General features: G+C 31.7%; 14 protein-coding genes. 11 read left to right on the forward strand and 3 right to left on the reverse strand.

Annotated elements, in window-relative coordinates:
• The 9 genes from EDC18_RS12010 to wecB form a co-directional block, all read left to right on the forward strand.
• Positions 1–1,696 (forward strand): S-layer homology domain-containing protein (locus EDC18_RS12010; RefSeq protein ID WP_132253485.1); only part of this gene is annotated, 1,696 nt, incomplete at its 5' end.
• Between the two features lie 587 nt (positions 1,697–2,283).
• Positions 2,284–2,859, forward strand: coding sequence for a 2-oxoacid:acceptor oxidoreductase subunit gamma family protein (locus tag EDC18_RS12015; RefSeq protein WP_132253487.1), 576 nt, complete (start codon positions 2,284–2,286; stop codon positions 2,857–2,859).
• Entirely contained in the window at positions 2,859–3,167 is a 309-nt protein-coding gene (locus tag EDC18_RS12020) for a 4Fe-4S binding protein (RefSeq protein WP_132253489.1), read from the forward strand. The genes EDC18_RS12015 and EDC18_RS12020 overlap by 1 nt, the downstream gene beginning before the upstream one ends.
• Positions 3,168–3,187: 20 nt before the next feature.
• Positions 3,188–4,372 (forward strand): pyruvate ferredoxin oxidoreductase, encoded by a 1,185-nt coding sequence (gene porA / locus EDC18_RS12025; RefSeq protein WP_132253491.1) that lies wholly within the window; start codon positions 3,188–3,190, stop codon positions 4,370–4,372.
• Positions 4,373–4,386: 14 nt separating this feature from the next.
• The gene (locus tag EDC18_RS12030; protein WP_132253493.1) at positions 4,387–5,319 is read left to right on the forward strand and encodes a thiamine pyrophosphate-dependent enzyme; all 933 of its coding nucleotides are present in this window, start codon (positions 4,387–4,389) and stop codon (positions 5,317–5,319) included.
• Between the two features lie 187 nt (positions 5,320–5,506).
• Positions 5,507–6,580 carry a rhomboid family intramembrane serine protease gene (locus tag EDC18_RS12035; RefSeq protein ID WP_132253495.1) on the forward strand — a complete coding sequence of 358 codons (1,074 nt, stop codon included), beginning with the start codon at positions 5,507–5,509 and terminating at the stop codon, positions 6,578–6,580.
• A 55-nt stretch (positions 6,581–6,635) separates the two neighbouring features.
• Positions 6,636–7,370, forward strand: coding sequence for a hypothetical protein (locus EDC18_RS12040; RefSeq protein WP_132253496.1), 735 nt, complete (start codon positions 6,636–6,638; stop codon positions 7,368–7,370).
• 135 nt (positions 7,371–7,505) lie between these two features.
• The gene (locus EDC18_RS12045; RefSeq protein WP_132253498.1) at positions 7,506–8,480 is read left to right on the forward strand and encodes an SCP2 sterol-binding domain-containing protein; all 975 of its coding nucleotides are present in this window, start codon (positions 7,506–7,508) and stop codon (positions 8,478–8,480) included.
• Positions 8,481–8,551: 71 nt separating this feature from the next.
• Positions 8,552–9,667 (forward strand): non-hydrolyzing UDP-N-acetylglucosamine 2-epimerase, encoded by a 1,116-nt coding sequence (gene wecB / locus EDC18_RS12050; RefSeq protein ID WP_207669209.1) that lies wholly within the window; start codon positions 8,552–8,554, stop codon positions 9,665–9,667.
• A gap of 98 nt (positions 9,668–9,765) precedes the next feature.
• Here the strand turns inward: wecB and EDC18_RS12055 are convergent, their stop codons facing one another.
• Entirely contained in the window at positions 9,766–10,512 is a 747-nt protein-coding gene (locus tag EDC18_RS12055; protein WP_132253501.1) for a CAP domain-containing protein, read from the reverse strand.
• A gap of 110 nt (positions 10,513–10,622) precedes the next feature.
• Positions 10,623–11,399, reverse strand: a complete 777-nt coding sequence (locus tag EDC18_RS12060) for a sensor histidine kinase (protein WP_165878574.1) — start codon at positions 11,397–11,399, stop codon at positions 10,623–10,625.
• A 370-nt stretch (positions 11,400–11,769) separates the two neighbouring features.
• Here EDC18_RS12060 and EDC18_RS12065 point away from each other — a divergent pair, with 370 nt between their 5' ends.
• Positions 11,770–12,180 carry an HIT family protein gene (locus EDC18_RS12065; protein ID WP_132253505.1) on the forward strand — a complete coding sequence of 137 codons (411 nt, stop codon included), beginning with the start codon at positions 11,770–11,772 and terminating at the stop codon, positions 12,178–12,180.
• A 39-nt stretch (positions 12,181–12,219) separates the two neighbouring features.
• Here the strand turns inward: EDC18_RS12065 and murG are convergent, their stop codons facing one another.
• Positions 12,220–13,293 (reverse strand): undecaprenyldiphospho-muramoylpentapeptide beta-N-acetylglucosaminyltransferase, encoded by a 1,074-nt coding sequence (gene murG / locus EDC18_RS12070; protein ID WP_132253506.1) that lies wholly within the window; start codon positions 13,291–13,293, stop codon positions 12,220–12,222.
• A gap of 183 nt (positions 13,294–13,476) precedes the next feature.
• Here murG and EDC18_RS14805 point away from each other — a divergent pair, with 183 nt between their 5' ends.
• Positions 13,477–14,814: a peptidylprolyl isomerase gene (locus tag EDC18_RS14805; RefSeq protein WP_243115118.1), complete on the forward strand. Its 1,338-nt coding sequence runs from the start codon at positions 13,477–13,479 to the stop codon at positions 14,812–14,814.
• Positions 14,815–14,959: the final 145 nt, after the last annotated feature.

A 14,959-nucleotide genomic window follows, 5' to 3' on the forward strand; every position in this document is an offset into this window, starting at 1 on the left:
AAAGGCAGAAAAAGCAATAACAATACAAGTAATAAGTCCAAATGGCAGTATAGATTATGTTGACCAAACAGTAAGCAACAGCAATGGAGAATTTAGTTTCCAATACAAAACAACAGGACCATATGGAGAATATACAGTAAAAATAGGTGGGAGCGGAGTAGATTCCGTAATAACGTTAATATTAGAATATAGAGAACCGGGAGAACCAGGAGAACCAGGAGAGCCAGGAGACCCAGGAGAACCAGGAGACCCAGGAGACCCAGGAGACCCAGGAGACCCAGGAGAGCCAGGAGAGCCAGGAGAGCCAAGTGAACCAGGAGAGCCAGGAGAACCGGGAGAACCGGGAGAACCGGGAGAACCGGGAGAACCGGGAGAGCCAGGAGAACCAGGAGAACCAGGAGACCCAGGAGAGCCAGGAGAACCGGGAGAACCGGGAGAACCAGGAGACCCAGGAGAACCAGGAGAACCAGGAGATCCGGGAGATTCAAGTAATGGAGGAAATAATATTGTTCGACCAATTTCTCCTGTAGTTATTGTTGAAAAAGAAGATGGATCTATAGTTATTAACAAAGATGGAAAAGTAAATCAAGAAACAAAAATAGTAGAATCAGTATTAAATAAAATAACTTTTAATAATGCTTTTGAGAAAGCAAAAGTAGACTCAAATGGTGTTAAAAACATAGTTATTGAAGTAACGGCAGTTGAGGGCGCCAAAGGATATTCTCAATCTTTTCCGGGAACAGTATTCGGAGAAAAGAATACTCATAAAGTAACTTTAATTACAGAAGCAGCAACAATTCAGTTACCAAACACTACATTTTCTAATTATAATATAGTAGAAGATGATGTTGTTGAGTTGGTTGTATCCAGTGTAGAAAAAGACAGTGCCGGAAAATCTATTATTCAAGTTAATTTTAAGGTAAATGGAAAAATAGTAAAATGGAATAATCCTAATTCTCAAATTAGAATATCAATTCCTTATACTCCAGTAGATGGAGAAGATGTAGAGCATTTGGTAATTCTATATATTGATGAAGATGGAAATGCAACTACTGTTTCTAATGGCCGTTATAATGAAAAACAAGGCACAATGGATTTTGCAACAAATCATTTTAGTAGATTTGCAATTGCATATGTTCATGAAACGTTTAATGACTTAGATGGATATGATTGGGCTAGAAAGTCTATAGAAGTATTAGCAACAAAAGGAATTGTTAAGGGGGTATCATCAAGAGAAAAATTGTTTAATCCATCTGCTAATATATCAAGAGCAGACTTTATAATTATGCTAATCAACACTTTGGGGTTAACAGCAGATTTTGAGAGTAATTTTTCAGATGTAGATGAAACGGATTATTTTTATAAGGAAGTAGGGATAGCAAAAGCCTTGGGTATTTCTGTTGGTATAGGAGATAATAAATTTAATCCTAAGGCAGATATATCAAGACAAGAAATGATGACCCTTACTTTAAGAGCTATGTTATTAGTAGGGTTGCAATTAGAAGAAGGTGATATTACAATACTAAGTAATTTCATGGATGGAGATAAAGTAGCACCGTATGCGTTAGAAGCAGTAATTACATTGGTTTCAAATGAGGTAATTAAAGGGTGTAATAATCAAAATATTAATCCTTTAGGAAGTGCAACAAGAGCTGAGACGGCTATGTTTATGTATAGGATTTATAATATTTTATAAAAAAATCTTAAGATCTACTATCATATCGTGAAAAAATAAACTTTCTTGGAAAAACATTTGCTATATTGCAGATGTAAATTCTGAGAAAGTTTTATTTTTGCATTATTGCCAACACCACATATCAAATTTCAAATAATGTATGTTTATAAAAGTGATAAAGTTAATGATAAAGAGGACTAAGGCTACTGAGTTAGTAAGAACTGGAGAGGGTTATAGAAGTGAGTTTAAAGTGAAATATAATATTTGGTAATGGCCAAATATAAACAAAAGAAAATGTTCATTTAAACACAAAAATAAAATAGTAAAAGTATTCAAAAAATAAACATTTTTTCACACCTTAAGTTAGTTATTTAAATAACGAAGTATACAATATACTTTATATTGACATTGTATACAGTATAATGGTAAACTTAGGATAGAGAAAAAACTCTATTAAAATTGATTTGCATTAGGTATTTTTTGAACAAAATATATAATAGTTAAACTTGAAATTCATTTTTTTTGTATTATTTGTCTACACACTAGCAATTGCATAAAATAAAATATGTGCAAATCTAAAAAACATATAAATTAAGGAGGATTAGTCAATGAAGAACATGATTGAGATTCGTTGGCACGGTCGTGGGGGTCAAGGTGCAAAAACAGCATCTTTACTATTAGCAGAAGCGGCATTTGACACTGGTAAGTATATTCAAGGATTTCCTGAGTACGGCCCAGAGCGTATGGGTGCTCCAATAACTGCATACAACCGTATAAGCGATGAAAGAGCAACAGTACACTCTAATATCTATGAACCAGATTATGTTGTGGTAGTAGATGAAACTTTAATCGATGTTGTAGATGTAACAGCTGGTTTAAAAGAAGAAGGTGCAATTATTATTAATTCATCTAAAAGCCCTGATGAAATTAGAGGCAAACTTAGTGGTTACAAAGGTAGAGTATACACAATCGATGCAAGAGAAATATCAATGGCTACATTAGGAAGATATTTCCCTAATACACCTATGTTAGGTGCAGTAGTAAAGGTTTCAAATATTATGGATGAAAATGTATTCCTTGAAGCAATGGATTCATCATTTAGCCATAAATTTGCAAACAAACCAGCAGTAATAGCTCCAAACCTGGAGGCTGTTAAGAGAGCTCTTACGGAGGTGAAAGGCTAATGAGTAGTAAAGATAAATGTATCATAGAAGGATATACTCCTTGGAGAAAAACTACTCCTGGAGGAATAGTAACATCTTCAGGTAATGCTAAATACTACCTTACAGGTGGTTGGAGAGCAGATAAGCCAATCTGGAATCAAGAAAAATGCAAACAATGTATGTTATGTTTTCCAGTATGTCCAGATTCATCAATAGAAGTAGAAAACAAAGCAATGAAAGGCATTGATTATGATCACTGTAAAGGCTGTGGCGTTTGTGCAGCAGTATGTCCATTCGATGCTATAGATATGGAGCCAGAAGGCAAATAATAATCAGGAGGGAAATACAAATGGCAATTCGTGATAAATTATCAGGTAACGAAGCTGTTGCCGTTGCTATGAAGCAAATAAATCCAGATGTTGTAGCTGCATTCCCTATCACACCATCAACAGAAATTCCACAATACTTTTCAACTTTTGTGGCAAATGGTGAAGTAGAAACAGAATTTGTTCCTGTAGAATCAGAACATTCAGCTATGTCAGCGTGTATAAGTGCAGCAGCAGCAGGAGCTAGAACTATGACAGCAACTTCTGCAAATGGTTTAGCACTTATGTGGGAAATGCTTTATATAGCAGCATCTTGTAAAACACCAGTAGTATTAACAGTAGTAAACCGTGCATTATCAGGTCCTATTAATATACATAATGATCATTCTGATACAATGGGATCAAGAGACTCAGGATGGCTACAATTCTATGGAGAAAACAACCAAGAAGCATATGATAACTTAATTATGGCTTTAAAAGTTGCAGAACATCCAGAAGTATCTCTTCCAGCAATGAACTGTTATGATGGATTCATAACATCACATGCTATTGAGAACATTGAATTGTTAGAAGATGAAAAAGTTAAAGCATTTGTTGGGGATTATAATCCAGAACAATTCTTATTAAATAGCAAAAACCCAGTGGCAGTTGGACCATTATCAATGCCAACCCACTACTTCGAGCAAAAACGTCAACAAGCTGAAAGTATGAGAAAAGCAAAAGACGTTATTATTGAAGTATCTAAAGAATTTGAAGCATTAACAGGCAGAAAATATGATTTATTCGAATCATATAAATTAGATGATGCTGAATTAGCAATCGTTGTAATTGGTTCTACTGCAGGAACAGCAAAATACGTTGTTGATCAATTAAGAAATCAAGGTGTAAAAGCTGGATTATTAAAAATAAGAATTTTCCGTCCATTCCCGGCTGAAGAAATGGCAGAAGCTTTAAAAGATATTAAAGTAGTTGCAGTTCTTGACAAATGTGATGGATTTAGTGGTAAAGGTGCACCAGTATTCAATGAAATAAGAAGTGCTCTTTATGATTATGAAACTAAACCAAAAATGGTTAACTATGTTTATGGTTTAGGTGGACGTGACGTTAGAACAAATGATATAGAAAAAGTATATAACGACTTATTAGCGATTCTTGAATCTGGTAAAGTAGAAGATCCATATCGTTACTTAGGCGTAGTTGAAGAATAAGGAGGTGCATACAAATGGCTTATAATTTAAAGGAAGCAAGTTTAAAACCAGAAAGATTAACAGGCGGACATAGAATGTGTGCTGGTTGTGGTGCACCACCAGTTGTGCGTACTGTTCTTAGAGCTTTAAAAGAAGATGACAAAGCAGTTATTGGTGCAGCAACAGGATGTCTTGAAGTATCTACATTCTTATACCCATATACAGCTTGGGAAGATTCTTTCATTCACTCTGCATTTGAAAACGTAGCAGTTTCTGTAGCAGGAGCTGAAGCGGCATATAATGCAATGAAGAGAAAAGGTAAAATTGACGAAACATATAAATTCATCGCATTTGCAGGAGACGGTGGAACATATGATATCGGTCTTCAAGCATTATCTGGTGCTATGGAAAGAGGACATGACATGGTTTATGTATGTTACGACAATGGTGCATACATGAATACAGGGATCCAACGTTCATCAGCTACACCAAAATACGCTGATACAACAACATCTCCAGCAGGTAAAGTTGTACCAGGTAAAGAGCAATTTAGAAAAGATTTAACTAAAATTATGGTAGCTCATGGTATTCCATATGTTGCTCAATCAGCACCACTTAAAAACTTTAAAGACTTACATGAGAAATCAGAAAAAGCACTTTATACGCCAGGACCAGCATTTTTAAATGTAATTGCGCCATGTCCTCGTGGATGGAGATACGAAACTAACAAATTAATGGATCTTTCAGAACTTGCTGTTGATACTTGTTTCTGGCCATTATTTGAAGTTGAAAATGGTAAATATACATTAAACTATATGCCTAAGAAAAAACGCCATATAAGCGATTGGTTAGAAGCTCAAGGACGTTTCAAACATATTGTTAAAAATCCTCAAGCAGTTGAAGAAATGCAACAGGAGATTGACAAAAGATGGGAAGACCTTCTTAGACTTTGTGGTGTTGAAGCATAATATAGACCGAAAGAATCAGCTTTTGCTGGTTCTTTTTTTTTCCAGTTATTAATAATAGGGGTGTAAAAGTACCTCTCTTAAATAATTTAACTTTATTTATTGATATATTGATTGTTTTAAGTCATAATAGTAATACGATGAGTAAAATAATGTAACATACTTTAAACAAAATAAGGGACGATGTTGAATGCAGATATTTATGAAAAAGTTTAATGGTATCTTACTAGGAGATGGCTTTAAAGAGATTCCAACGGATTTAGAAACAGTATGGATGTATGGAAAAATTAAAAACAACGACTTATATCTATTGAATATAATTGGTTTAAAAGATAATCTTAAGATTTCTTTAGAACAATATGAAGTATATAAGGATATAACAAAAAGACAATTTAGCAAATACGGATATAACCGAATATATCTTTTGAATATATACTTAACCAGTGAAAAAAGTGATTTAAACGAAAAGTTGAACGACTTTATACCTAACTATCAAGATGAATTAATTGATTTTCATTGGGTCGTAAATCTTACTGAGGGAGATATTTATGTATCCAATAATCAGCCAAATAATTTCTTGAACGTATATAGTATTATAGAGTCTATCTTAAATAATGAAGAGTATAAAAACCTTGAGCAAATACATTATAAATCAAAATTTATTCCAATAACTGCTTTTTTATTGGCTATAAACACATTGATATGGGTTATTATGGAGTTGGTAGGGTCATCCACCGATTCACGCACACTCATTGAGTTTGGTGCGCTATTTTCTCCAGCGATTATTTATCACAGAGAGTATTATAGATTATTTACTGCTATGTTTTTACACATTGGATTTTCTCATTTATTCTATAATATGTTTGCATTATATTTGTTTGGAAGTCGACTGGAAAAGGTATTAGGTCAATATAGATATACGATTCTATATATTGCGGCAGGATTAGGTGGTAGTTTGCTTTCTTTTGGTACGGTGTTATTTAGTGAGGGTAGTATAAGATTAGCAGCTGGAGCATCTGGGGCTATTTATGGATTGCAAGGCGCTGCATTATATATAACAATGAAAACAAAGAGCAGTTTAAATGGCGTATCAGAAGGATTGTTATGGATTATGACTTTTGGAGGGCTGATTTTTGGTTTTACCTCAACGAATGTTGATAATATGGCACATATTGGCGGATTGGTAACAGGATATATCCTTATGATTGTTTTAAACAAATCTAAGAACCAAGAATTAATGAAAAATAATGAAATAGTAGAATAAAAAACCAACCTAGAGCAGAAAATAAATCTAAATAATCTCTAGGTGGTGGAACAAATTGATAGAAGAGACAAACCTTTATGAAAAGGAAAAACTTAAGATAAATGATGTTCTAAAAACATTATATGAAGAAAAAGAATATATGTTAGGAGACCAATTAGCATTGGACTTGCTAAGTAAATATTGTAATATATATTATAAGGGACAAGTATTATCTGAGATTGATGAAGAATTATTTAACAAATTTATTTTATATTACTTACCAAAATCAAAACTAAATATTTCCGAAGATAGAGTAAAAAAAGTACTTGTAAACATATATAAAATATTAGAAGGTATTAAAATCAAATACAATTATGATTTGACAAATATTTATAGATTAAGTTATCTTAATTATGGCGATGACATTGCAAGAATAATAGATTTAAGAAAGCAATTACTAAGAAATACGGAGTGTCCTGTTATTAGTTGGGATCCTTTAATAATTGATTTTTCTTATTATAAACAGCATAACTCCAAGAAAAAATGGTTGCCAAGAAAAGAAGTTTATGAACAAGGATACTATGAAATGGTAGATAAAGTAGGATATGATTCTTATTTGTTTAAAAAAGTTCAAGGTAGTAATACTTGTGTAAAAATACGGCTGGAAAAAGGAACAGCAAAACTCTTAAAGCATAATGATGTATTACATATGCGACTTAAGAGAAAAATCTTTACAACTTGTTGGGAAATCATTGAAATAAAAGGATGCTATTTATCCGAAAGTAATAAATATATTAATTTGAAAGTATGATTATCAAACTTGCTTGCAAGGATTTGAAACCATACTTCCAACAAAGCTTTTGTCTCCTTGCCAAGTAAGAGGCATAAGCGGAGTTAATTTATAAATAATATGAATTTAAAAAGGTAAGAAAGTCGAGGGGTTTAGATGAAGATACTTCTAATTTATGGGGGAAGAGGTCTTGCAAAAGATCCAACACTAATTGTTACTGCTAAAATAAAGGAAGTATTAATAGAATTAAGTGCAACGGTGGAACAGATTAATTTAAATGAAGAAAACAATGCTAAAACAATAGCATCTAATCTACATAATTATGATGGTATTGTTTTGGCTACTACAGTGGAATGGTTTGGCATAGGTGCCCTTGCGCAAAAATTCTTAGACGATTGTTGGTATTATGGTGATAAAGCAATCATACAAGATTTATACTTAATGCCTGTAGTATGCTCCATGCATACTGGAGAAAGAGATGGACAAAACCATATATTAAAGTCATGGGATCTATTAGGTGGCATACACTGTGATGGTATATGTGCTTATTTTTCTAATAGTACAGAGTTAGAATTTAACAAAGACTACATAGAAATTATCGAAAAGAAAGCCGAAAATTTATACAGAAATATTAAGCAAAAAAAACCTAGACTTCCTAAGAGTCTAGTGATAAATTCTAATGGTGTTGTTAAAGAAAATCTACCTGAAAAAAAACAAGTTTCATTATTTGATGGAGATGAAAAATACATACAACGTCAGCAAGAAGACATTGAGCAATTAAAGTTTTTCTTTAAGCAAAAGTTAGAAAGTAGTAATGGCGACATATACGAAAATATTAGAGATGCCTTTATTAATAGTTTTGTTAGTCAAATTAATTTTAAAGGGATATATAAAATTAATATAATCGATAAAAAGAAAGTAATTGCAATTGATATCAATAATGATGTTATAAGTTGTGATATGGAAGACAGAGAAAATGTAAATGTAAATATTCAAGCAGATTTTGAGGCTTTGGAAAAAATAACTAGTGGCTATATAACTTTCCAAAGAGCATTTATGACAGGACTAATAAATGCAAAGGGAGATTTTAAGTTATTGTATATGTTAGACCAATTATTTAGGTTTAAATAAATATAATACAAGTTGGCCCAAACATATTGCTTGAAATAGAATTAAGGACAATATAGTAGGAGGGGATTCAAATGATAAAAGTCATGTCTATTTTTGGGACAAGGCCTGAAGCAATTAAAATGGCACCGCTAGTTAAAGAATTGGAAAAAGAACCACAAATAAAATCTATAGTTTGTGTTACAGCACAACATAGAGAAATGTTAGATATGGTACTAGAGCTATTTGATATAAAACCTGATTATGACCTTAATATTATGGCTCATGGACAAACTATAATAGATATCATATCAAAATCTTTATATGGATTAGATGAGATAATGAAAAAAGAAAAGCCTGATATAGTTTTAGTTCATGGTGATACCACAACTACATGTGCTGGTGCACAGGCTGCTTTTTTAAATAAAATAGATGTAGGGCATGTTGAGGCTGGTTTAAGAAGTGGCAATATATATTCACCTTTTCCAGAAGAAATGAATCGTAAAATTACAGGAACCATCGCAAATATGCATTTTGCACCAACCCTAGGTAACAAGCTGAATTTACTTAGAGAAGGTGTGAATGAAGATGGCATATTTGTAACTGGTAATACCGTTATTGATGCGTTGCATCAGGTAATTAATAAAGATTATTTATTCGATTCAGATGAGCTAAATAATATTGATTATAATAATAAAAAAGTAATACTATTAACTTGTCATAGAAGAGAAAATTGGGGGCAACCCATGGAAGATATCTTTAGAAGTGTTAAAAGTATTATAGAAACAAATCAAAGTGTAGAAGTTATTTTTCCAATGCATATGAATCCTAAAATTAGAGAATTAGCCTACAATATTTTTAATGGAGAACAACGCATCCATTTAATTGATCCACTTGATTATGAACCATTTGCAAATTTAATTAATAAGTGTTATTTAATTATGACTGATTCAGGTGGTATTCAAGAGGAAGCACCATCATTAGGAAAACCTGTAGTGGTATTGAGAACAGAGACAGAAAGACCAGAAGCAGTAGAAGCTGGGACAGTAAAAGTGATAGGTATAGATAAAGAGGTTATTATAAAAGAAGTTAATGTATTATTAAATGAAGATAGGGAATATATTAAAATGAAAAATGCTGTTAATCCATATGGGGATGGAACTGCATCGAAACAAATAGTACAACATATTAAGGCTCATTATAAACAATAAATAATATAAAAGTAGCAGAATTTTTTCTGCTACTTTTTATGATACTAGGAAACTAGTGCTTTACCAGCATATCAAAAATATTAAATTTTAGGGGCATTCTATCGTCTAATAAATAACTGAACAAATACATACCCATATCTTGGATCAGGCACGATTCCAACACCAATAGAATCATAATTGGTACTTAAAATATTTGCACGATGACCTGTACTATTCATTAGGGCATTATGAGCTCTTTGTACCGTATTGTTACCAGCTATATTTTCACCAGCAGTTCGATAATTAATGCCAAAAGATTTTAGCATATCAAAAGGTGATCCATAAACTGGTGAAGTATGACTAAAGTATTTATTGTCTGCCATATCTTGGGCTTTAATTCTAGCAACCCTAGATACTTCTAAATCTATTTTGTATTCAGTTAATCCATTTTTTCTTCTTTCTGCATTAACTAAATCAAAAAATTCTCTTTCTAATGCATTTAACTGAGTAAGATTTTGACCAGGAGATGGTGTAGGCGTTGGTGTTGGTGGTGCTTCTTGTTGATTGTGATAACTATATACTCTCGTCCAAGTACTAGAAACACATCCAACTGAATTGTTGTCAAGATGAACAACAAACCAACTTCCTAATGTACCAACAACTTCAACAACTTGATTCTGATTCAATGTCCCTATTACTGGAAAATCGGTACTTGGTCCAGTTCTAACATTAAGTTGGTTAGCTGTAACTTGTATTTCTTTAATATTAGTCCATTTATAAACATTACGGGCTAATACAGAGGGTGATATGGTTAATAAAAGTAACATAGATATCATAAATACAGCTGAAAATTTTCTGAGTTTCATTTCGGTCCACTTCCTTTTAAGAGTAATATTATTAGCAAGTTTAAACTTTCAAGATAAGTATGACCAAATATGAGAAAAATATGTAGTAAATAGGATGGTAAAAGAAATAATTAAGAATTAATTATTTCTGTAAAATTATAAGAAGATGGCATTTGAAGAGGAAGTGAAATGGTAAACGTTGTACCAGACCCATAAATGCTTTCTACTTGAATTTTTCCATTATGTTCTTTTATAATGTTTTTAACAATAGATAACCCTAAACCAGTACCTTGTGGATTATAACTTACAAAAGGTTCAAAAATGGTTTTTACTTTATCGGCTTCTATTCCTTTGCCAGTATCCTTTATTCTAATTGTTAAATTACTATTGTCAGAAGTACATATAATAGAAATTAAAGCATCTGTATCAGTTGCTTCAAAGGCATTTTTAATTAAGTTTGACAAAGCTTGTTTTAATTTTATTGGGTCAGCTTCAATTAAGATGTCGTTGAAAGGAAGTTTTAAAGAAATATATTTTGATTGTTCTGTTGCGTAAGATTGAAAAGAACTTTTTATATCCTTCATAAATGAATTAATATTTACTACTTCTTTATTAATATACGTGGAACGGCAAAAATTAGTTAAGCTGTTTAACAATTGATTAACGTAATCGAGTTCATTAAAAACTGAGTGCCAGTAAGGGGCTTTGGCTACAGCAGGAACACTTTTTTCTATTAATTGCAACATGCTTCTTATAATCGTTAAGGGGTTCTTAATTTCATGGGCAATTTTTGCATTCATTTGTTGCTGTTTATTATTAAAATCAGAAACATTCTGTATAAATTTATCATAAATAATTGAAAAGTGATCAATTGAAATTTTATCGTTATTATCATCATTAGAATTCACTGTAAACACCTCCACATTAAACATAAATATAGTACCAAATTAATGCTAAAAATTCAATTGAATAATGCAAAAAATGTGACTAAATAATTATTTTTTCTAAAAGTTGTTACATAAGTATGATTAATTTATTATAAAGAGGAAACGCTTGTTTACTATTTTATACTAAAAACAAAATCACTTTATTCTTGAAAAATAGTCTATTATAAGTTAGACTAAAATATATTAACTTTTACATTTATTGTTTAAAAGAAACAAGCTTTGTAAAAAGTATAAATTTAATCCATTAGTAAGTAAGTTGAAAAATTTTGCAATAATAGAACTGAACTTGTACTTATTGTTTTTGTTAGATTAGGAAGGAGCCGAATACAAAATGAATAATTGTATTTTTTGTAATATAATAGGTGGTCAAATGAATGCAGCAACTATTTTTGAAAACAGTGAATTTAAAGTGATTATGGACAGATTTCCTGCATCTAGAGGACATATATTAATTATACCTAAAGAACATATTGAAAATATTTTTGAGCTTGATTCTGAAACAGGGTCGCGATTATTTGCTTTAGCGACTCATCTTGCTAAGGTACTAAAACAAAAATTAAATTGTGAGGGCTTGAATGTACTACAAAACAATGGAGTAGCCGCTGGTCAAACAGTACCACATTTTCATTTGCACTTAATTCCAAGGTATACAGATGATAAAGTTAGCTTTGGGTGGGAAACGTTACAAGTAACAGAGGATGAGCTATCTGAAATGGCAAAAGAAATTAATAAAAGCATATAATCAAAAAGTAAGAAGTGTTAGCTTCTTACTTTTTTTAATCTATTTATTAGCACTAGAAATTTCATTAATAAGTTTAATAATATTATCAACACCATTATTTAACTTAGTATTTTTCATATTATCAATATAAGACACTCTTTTATAATATACTTCATTTAACCCTTGAAGTAGAGAAGTTTTATTGAGTTGTTCTTCTTCTAAAACAAAGCTAAATCCTTGATCTTTAAAAGAATTTGCATTAAGAATTTGATCACCCCTACTAACTGTAGAAGGTAAAGGAATCAATATATTTGGCTTTTTTAAAGCTAACAATTCTGAGATTGTATTAGAACCAGCTCTTGATACAACAATATCTGCACAGGCTAATAAATCAGATAATTCCTCTTTAACATATTCATATTGAATATAGCCATCTAAATGCGTATAAGATGGATCTATGTGACCTTTGCCACATATATGAATTACTTGAAAAGATTTTAATATAGTAGGAATTGTTTTTCGAACAACTTCATTTATCTTAATAGAACCTAAGCTGCCGCCTATAATTAGTAATACGGGTAGGTTATTATTAAAACCAGTAATTTTAAATCCTTTGCTTTTAATACCAGAAAATAATTCTTCTCTGATAGGGGATCCAGTAAGAACCCCTTTCCCCTGTGGAACATGGGATAGTGTTTGGGGAAAAGTAGCACAAATTTTAGAAGCAAAAGGAATGCCTATTTTATTTGCAAGTCCAGGAGTAATATCAGATTCATGTATTATAGTAGGAACTTTTTTTCTCTTTGCAGCAAGAATAACAGGAACTGTAACAAAACCACCCTTGGAGAAAACCATAGAAGGATTAATATGTTTAATTATTTTAACAGCTTCAAAATAACCTTTAGTAACTTTAAAAGGATCTGTAAAGTTCTTAATATCAAAATAGCGTCTAAGTTTTCCAGAAGATATTCCGTAATAAGGGATATTAATCTCTTCAATTAATTTCTTTTCTATGCCATTATAAGAACCTATATAAAAAACAGCCCAACCTTCTTTTTGAAGCCTAGGAATTAGAGCAATATTTGGTGTGACATGACCAGCAGTTCCCCCGCCTGTTAAAACTATTTTCTTCAATATAAACCCTCCATTATATTTCGATAAAAACATTCAATAAATATGTAGAATAATTTAAAGTGACACTTTTCATAAAGAAAACTTATTATAAAATACTATTTTTAGTCTTGTAAAATATTAATTATATTATACAATATAATAGTATGTTTAAAAAGGTAAAAAATGTAAGAAAGGAGACTAAGGATGAAATTTACAAGAATTATTATCACCATATTGTTATTATTACTTATTAGTGGATGTACAGCAAGAGATAAAGAACAAATAGAGGATAATATTGATGTAGTACCTGAGAAAGAAGTAGAAAATACTGTTGAATATGATATTAGTGAAGATATACAGTTTGCGCCGCCAGGTGGGAATGATATCGTAGCCAATGTTCACGTAAAGGACTTTGGTGTCATCAGAGTAAAATTATTTCCAGATATAGCACCTAGAGCAGTGTATAATTTTACCACCTTATCAAAAAATGGTTATTATAATGGTGTGTCCTTTCACACAGTTATAGAAGATCTTATTGTTCAAAGTGGAGATCCAACAGGTACAGGTACAGGGGGTACCAGTATGTGGGGGCAGTATTTTGCTGATGAATTCTCTTATGAATTACTCCCCTTAAGAGGAGCCCTAGCTATGTATAATTTCGGTCAAGGTGATACTAATGGTAGCCAATTCTTTATTGTACAATCCGATGAAGTGTCTGAAGATATTCTTAATCAAATGATTGAATATCAATGGCCAGATTCTGAAATTAATAAGTATAAACAAGTTGGCGGTGCTATTGGGTTATTTGGAAGATATACAGTGTTTGGTCAAGTTTTTGAAGGCCTAGAAATTGTCGATGCCATTGCATCCGTTGAAGTAGATGAAAATGAAAGGCCACTTGAAGATATTATAATAGAATATATAGAAATAGAAGGAGAGATTGAAGAAATGAATATAAATCAGTTTGGACAACCTGAAAAGGGCGATGTAGTAGCAGAAATGCATGTTAGAGATTATGGTGTAATTAAAATCAAGTTTTTCCCTGAAGAGTCTCCGAAAACAGTAGAAAATTTCTTGACCCATGCTAGAAATGGTTATTATGATGGTTTAATATTCCATAGGGTTATGGATGACTTTATGATTCAAGGTGGAGATCCAACCGGTACAGGAATGGGTGGAGAAAGTATTTGGGGTGGAAAATTTGAAGATGAATTCTCAAGACAACTTTTCCCATATAGAGGGTCATTTGCAATGGCTAATGCGGGACCAAATACTAATGGAAGTCAATTCTTTATTGTTCAATTAGGAGATGTATCTTCTGACTTTGTAAGTCAAATGGAAAGTTTAAAAATGCCAGAGGAATTAATTAACAACTATAAAGAACATGGTGGTACCCCTTGGTTGTATGGAAAACATACAGTATTTGGACAAGTTTTTGAAGGTATGAATATAGTGGATGCTATTGCGGCTACAAGAGTGGATGGTAATAGTAGACCATTAGAAGAAGTGGTTATAGAACGTATTGATGTAATTGAATATTAAGATTTTTTAAAGAGTCTTATAGTTGTTTAGACCGCTTCTAAGTTGGTAATAATTACTATAAAGCATTAATCTACATCAAATTAGGTGGAATTATAAATTACAGTATTGTTACAGATTGGAAAAAAACATTGTATTTGTTGTAAAT

It is taken from the genome of Natranaerovirga pectinivora (assembly GCF_004342165.1).
In the GTDB taxonomy this organism is placed as follows: Bacteria; Bacillota; Clostridia; order Lachnospirales; family DSM-24629; genus Natranaerovirga; species Natranaerovirga pectinivora.

Coding starts and splice junctions, on each gene's coding strand:
- EDC18_RS12015 (WP_132253487.1), top strand. CDS start 2,284: ATGAAGAACATGATTGAGATTCGTTGGCACGGTCGTGGGGGTCAAGGT.
- EDC18_RS12055 (WP_132253501.1), bottom strand. CDS start 10,512: ATGAAACTCAGAAAATTTTCAGCTGTATTTATGATATCTATGTTACTT.
- EDC18_RS12035 (WP_132253495.1), top strand. CDS start 5,507: ATGCAGATATTTATGAAAAAGTTTAATGGTATCTTACTAGGAGATGGC.
- EDC18_RS12045 (WP_132253498.1), top strand. CDS start 7,506: ATGAAGATACTTCTAATTTATGGGGGAAGAGGTCTTGCAAAAGATCCA.
- porA (WP_132253491.1), top strand. CDS start 3,188: ATGGCAATTCGTGATAAATTATCAGGTAACGAAGCTGTTGCCGTTGCT.
- EDC18_RS14805 (WP_243115118.1), top strand. CDS start 13,477: ATGAAATTTACAAGAATTATTATCACCATATTGTTATTATTACTTATT.
- EDC18_RS12020 (WP_132253489.1), top strand. CDS start 2,859: ATGAGTAGTAAAGATAAATGTATCATAGAAGGATATACTCCTTGGAGA.
- EDC18_RS12030 (WP_132253493.1), top strand. CDS start 4,387: ATGGCTTATAATTTAAAGGAAGCAAGTTTAAAACCAGAAAGATTAACA.
- EDC18_RS12065 (WP_132253505.1), top strand. CDS start 11,770: ATGAATAATTGTATTTTTTGTAATATAATAGGTGGTCAAATGAATGCA.
- wecB (WP_207669209.1), top strand. CDS start 8,552: ATGATAAAAGTCATGTCTATTTTTGGGACAAGGCCTGAAGCAATTAAA.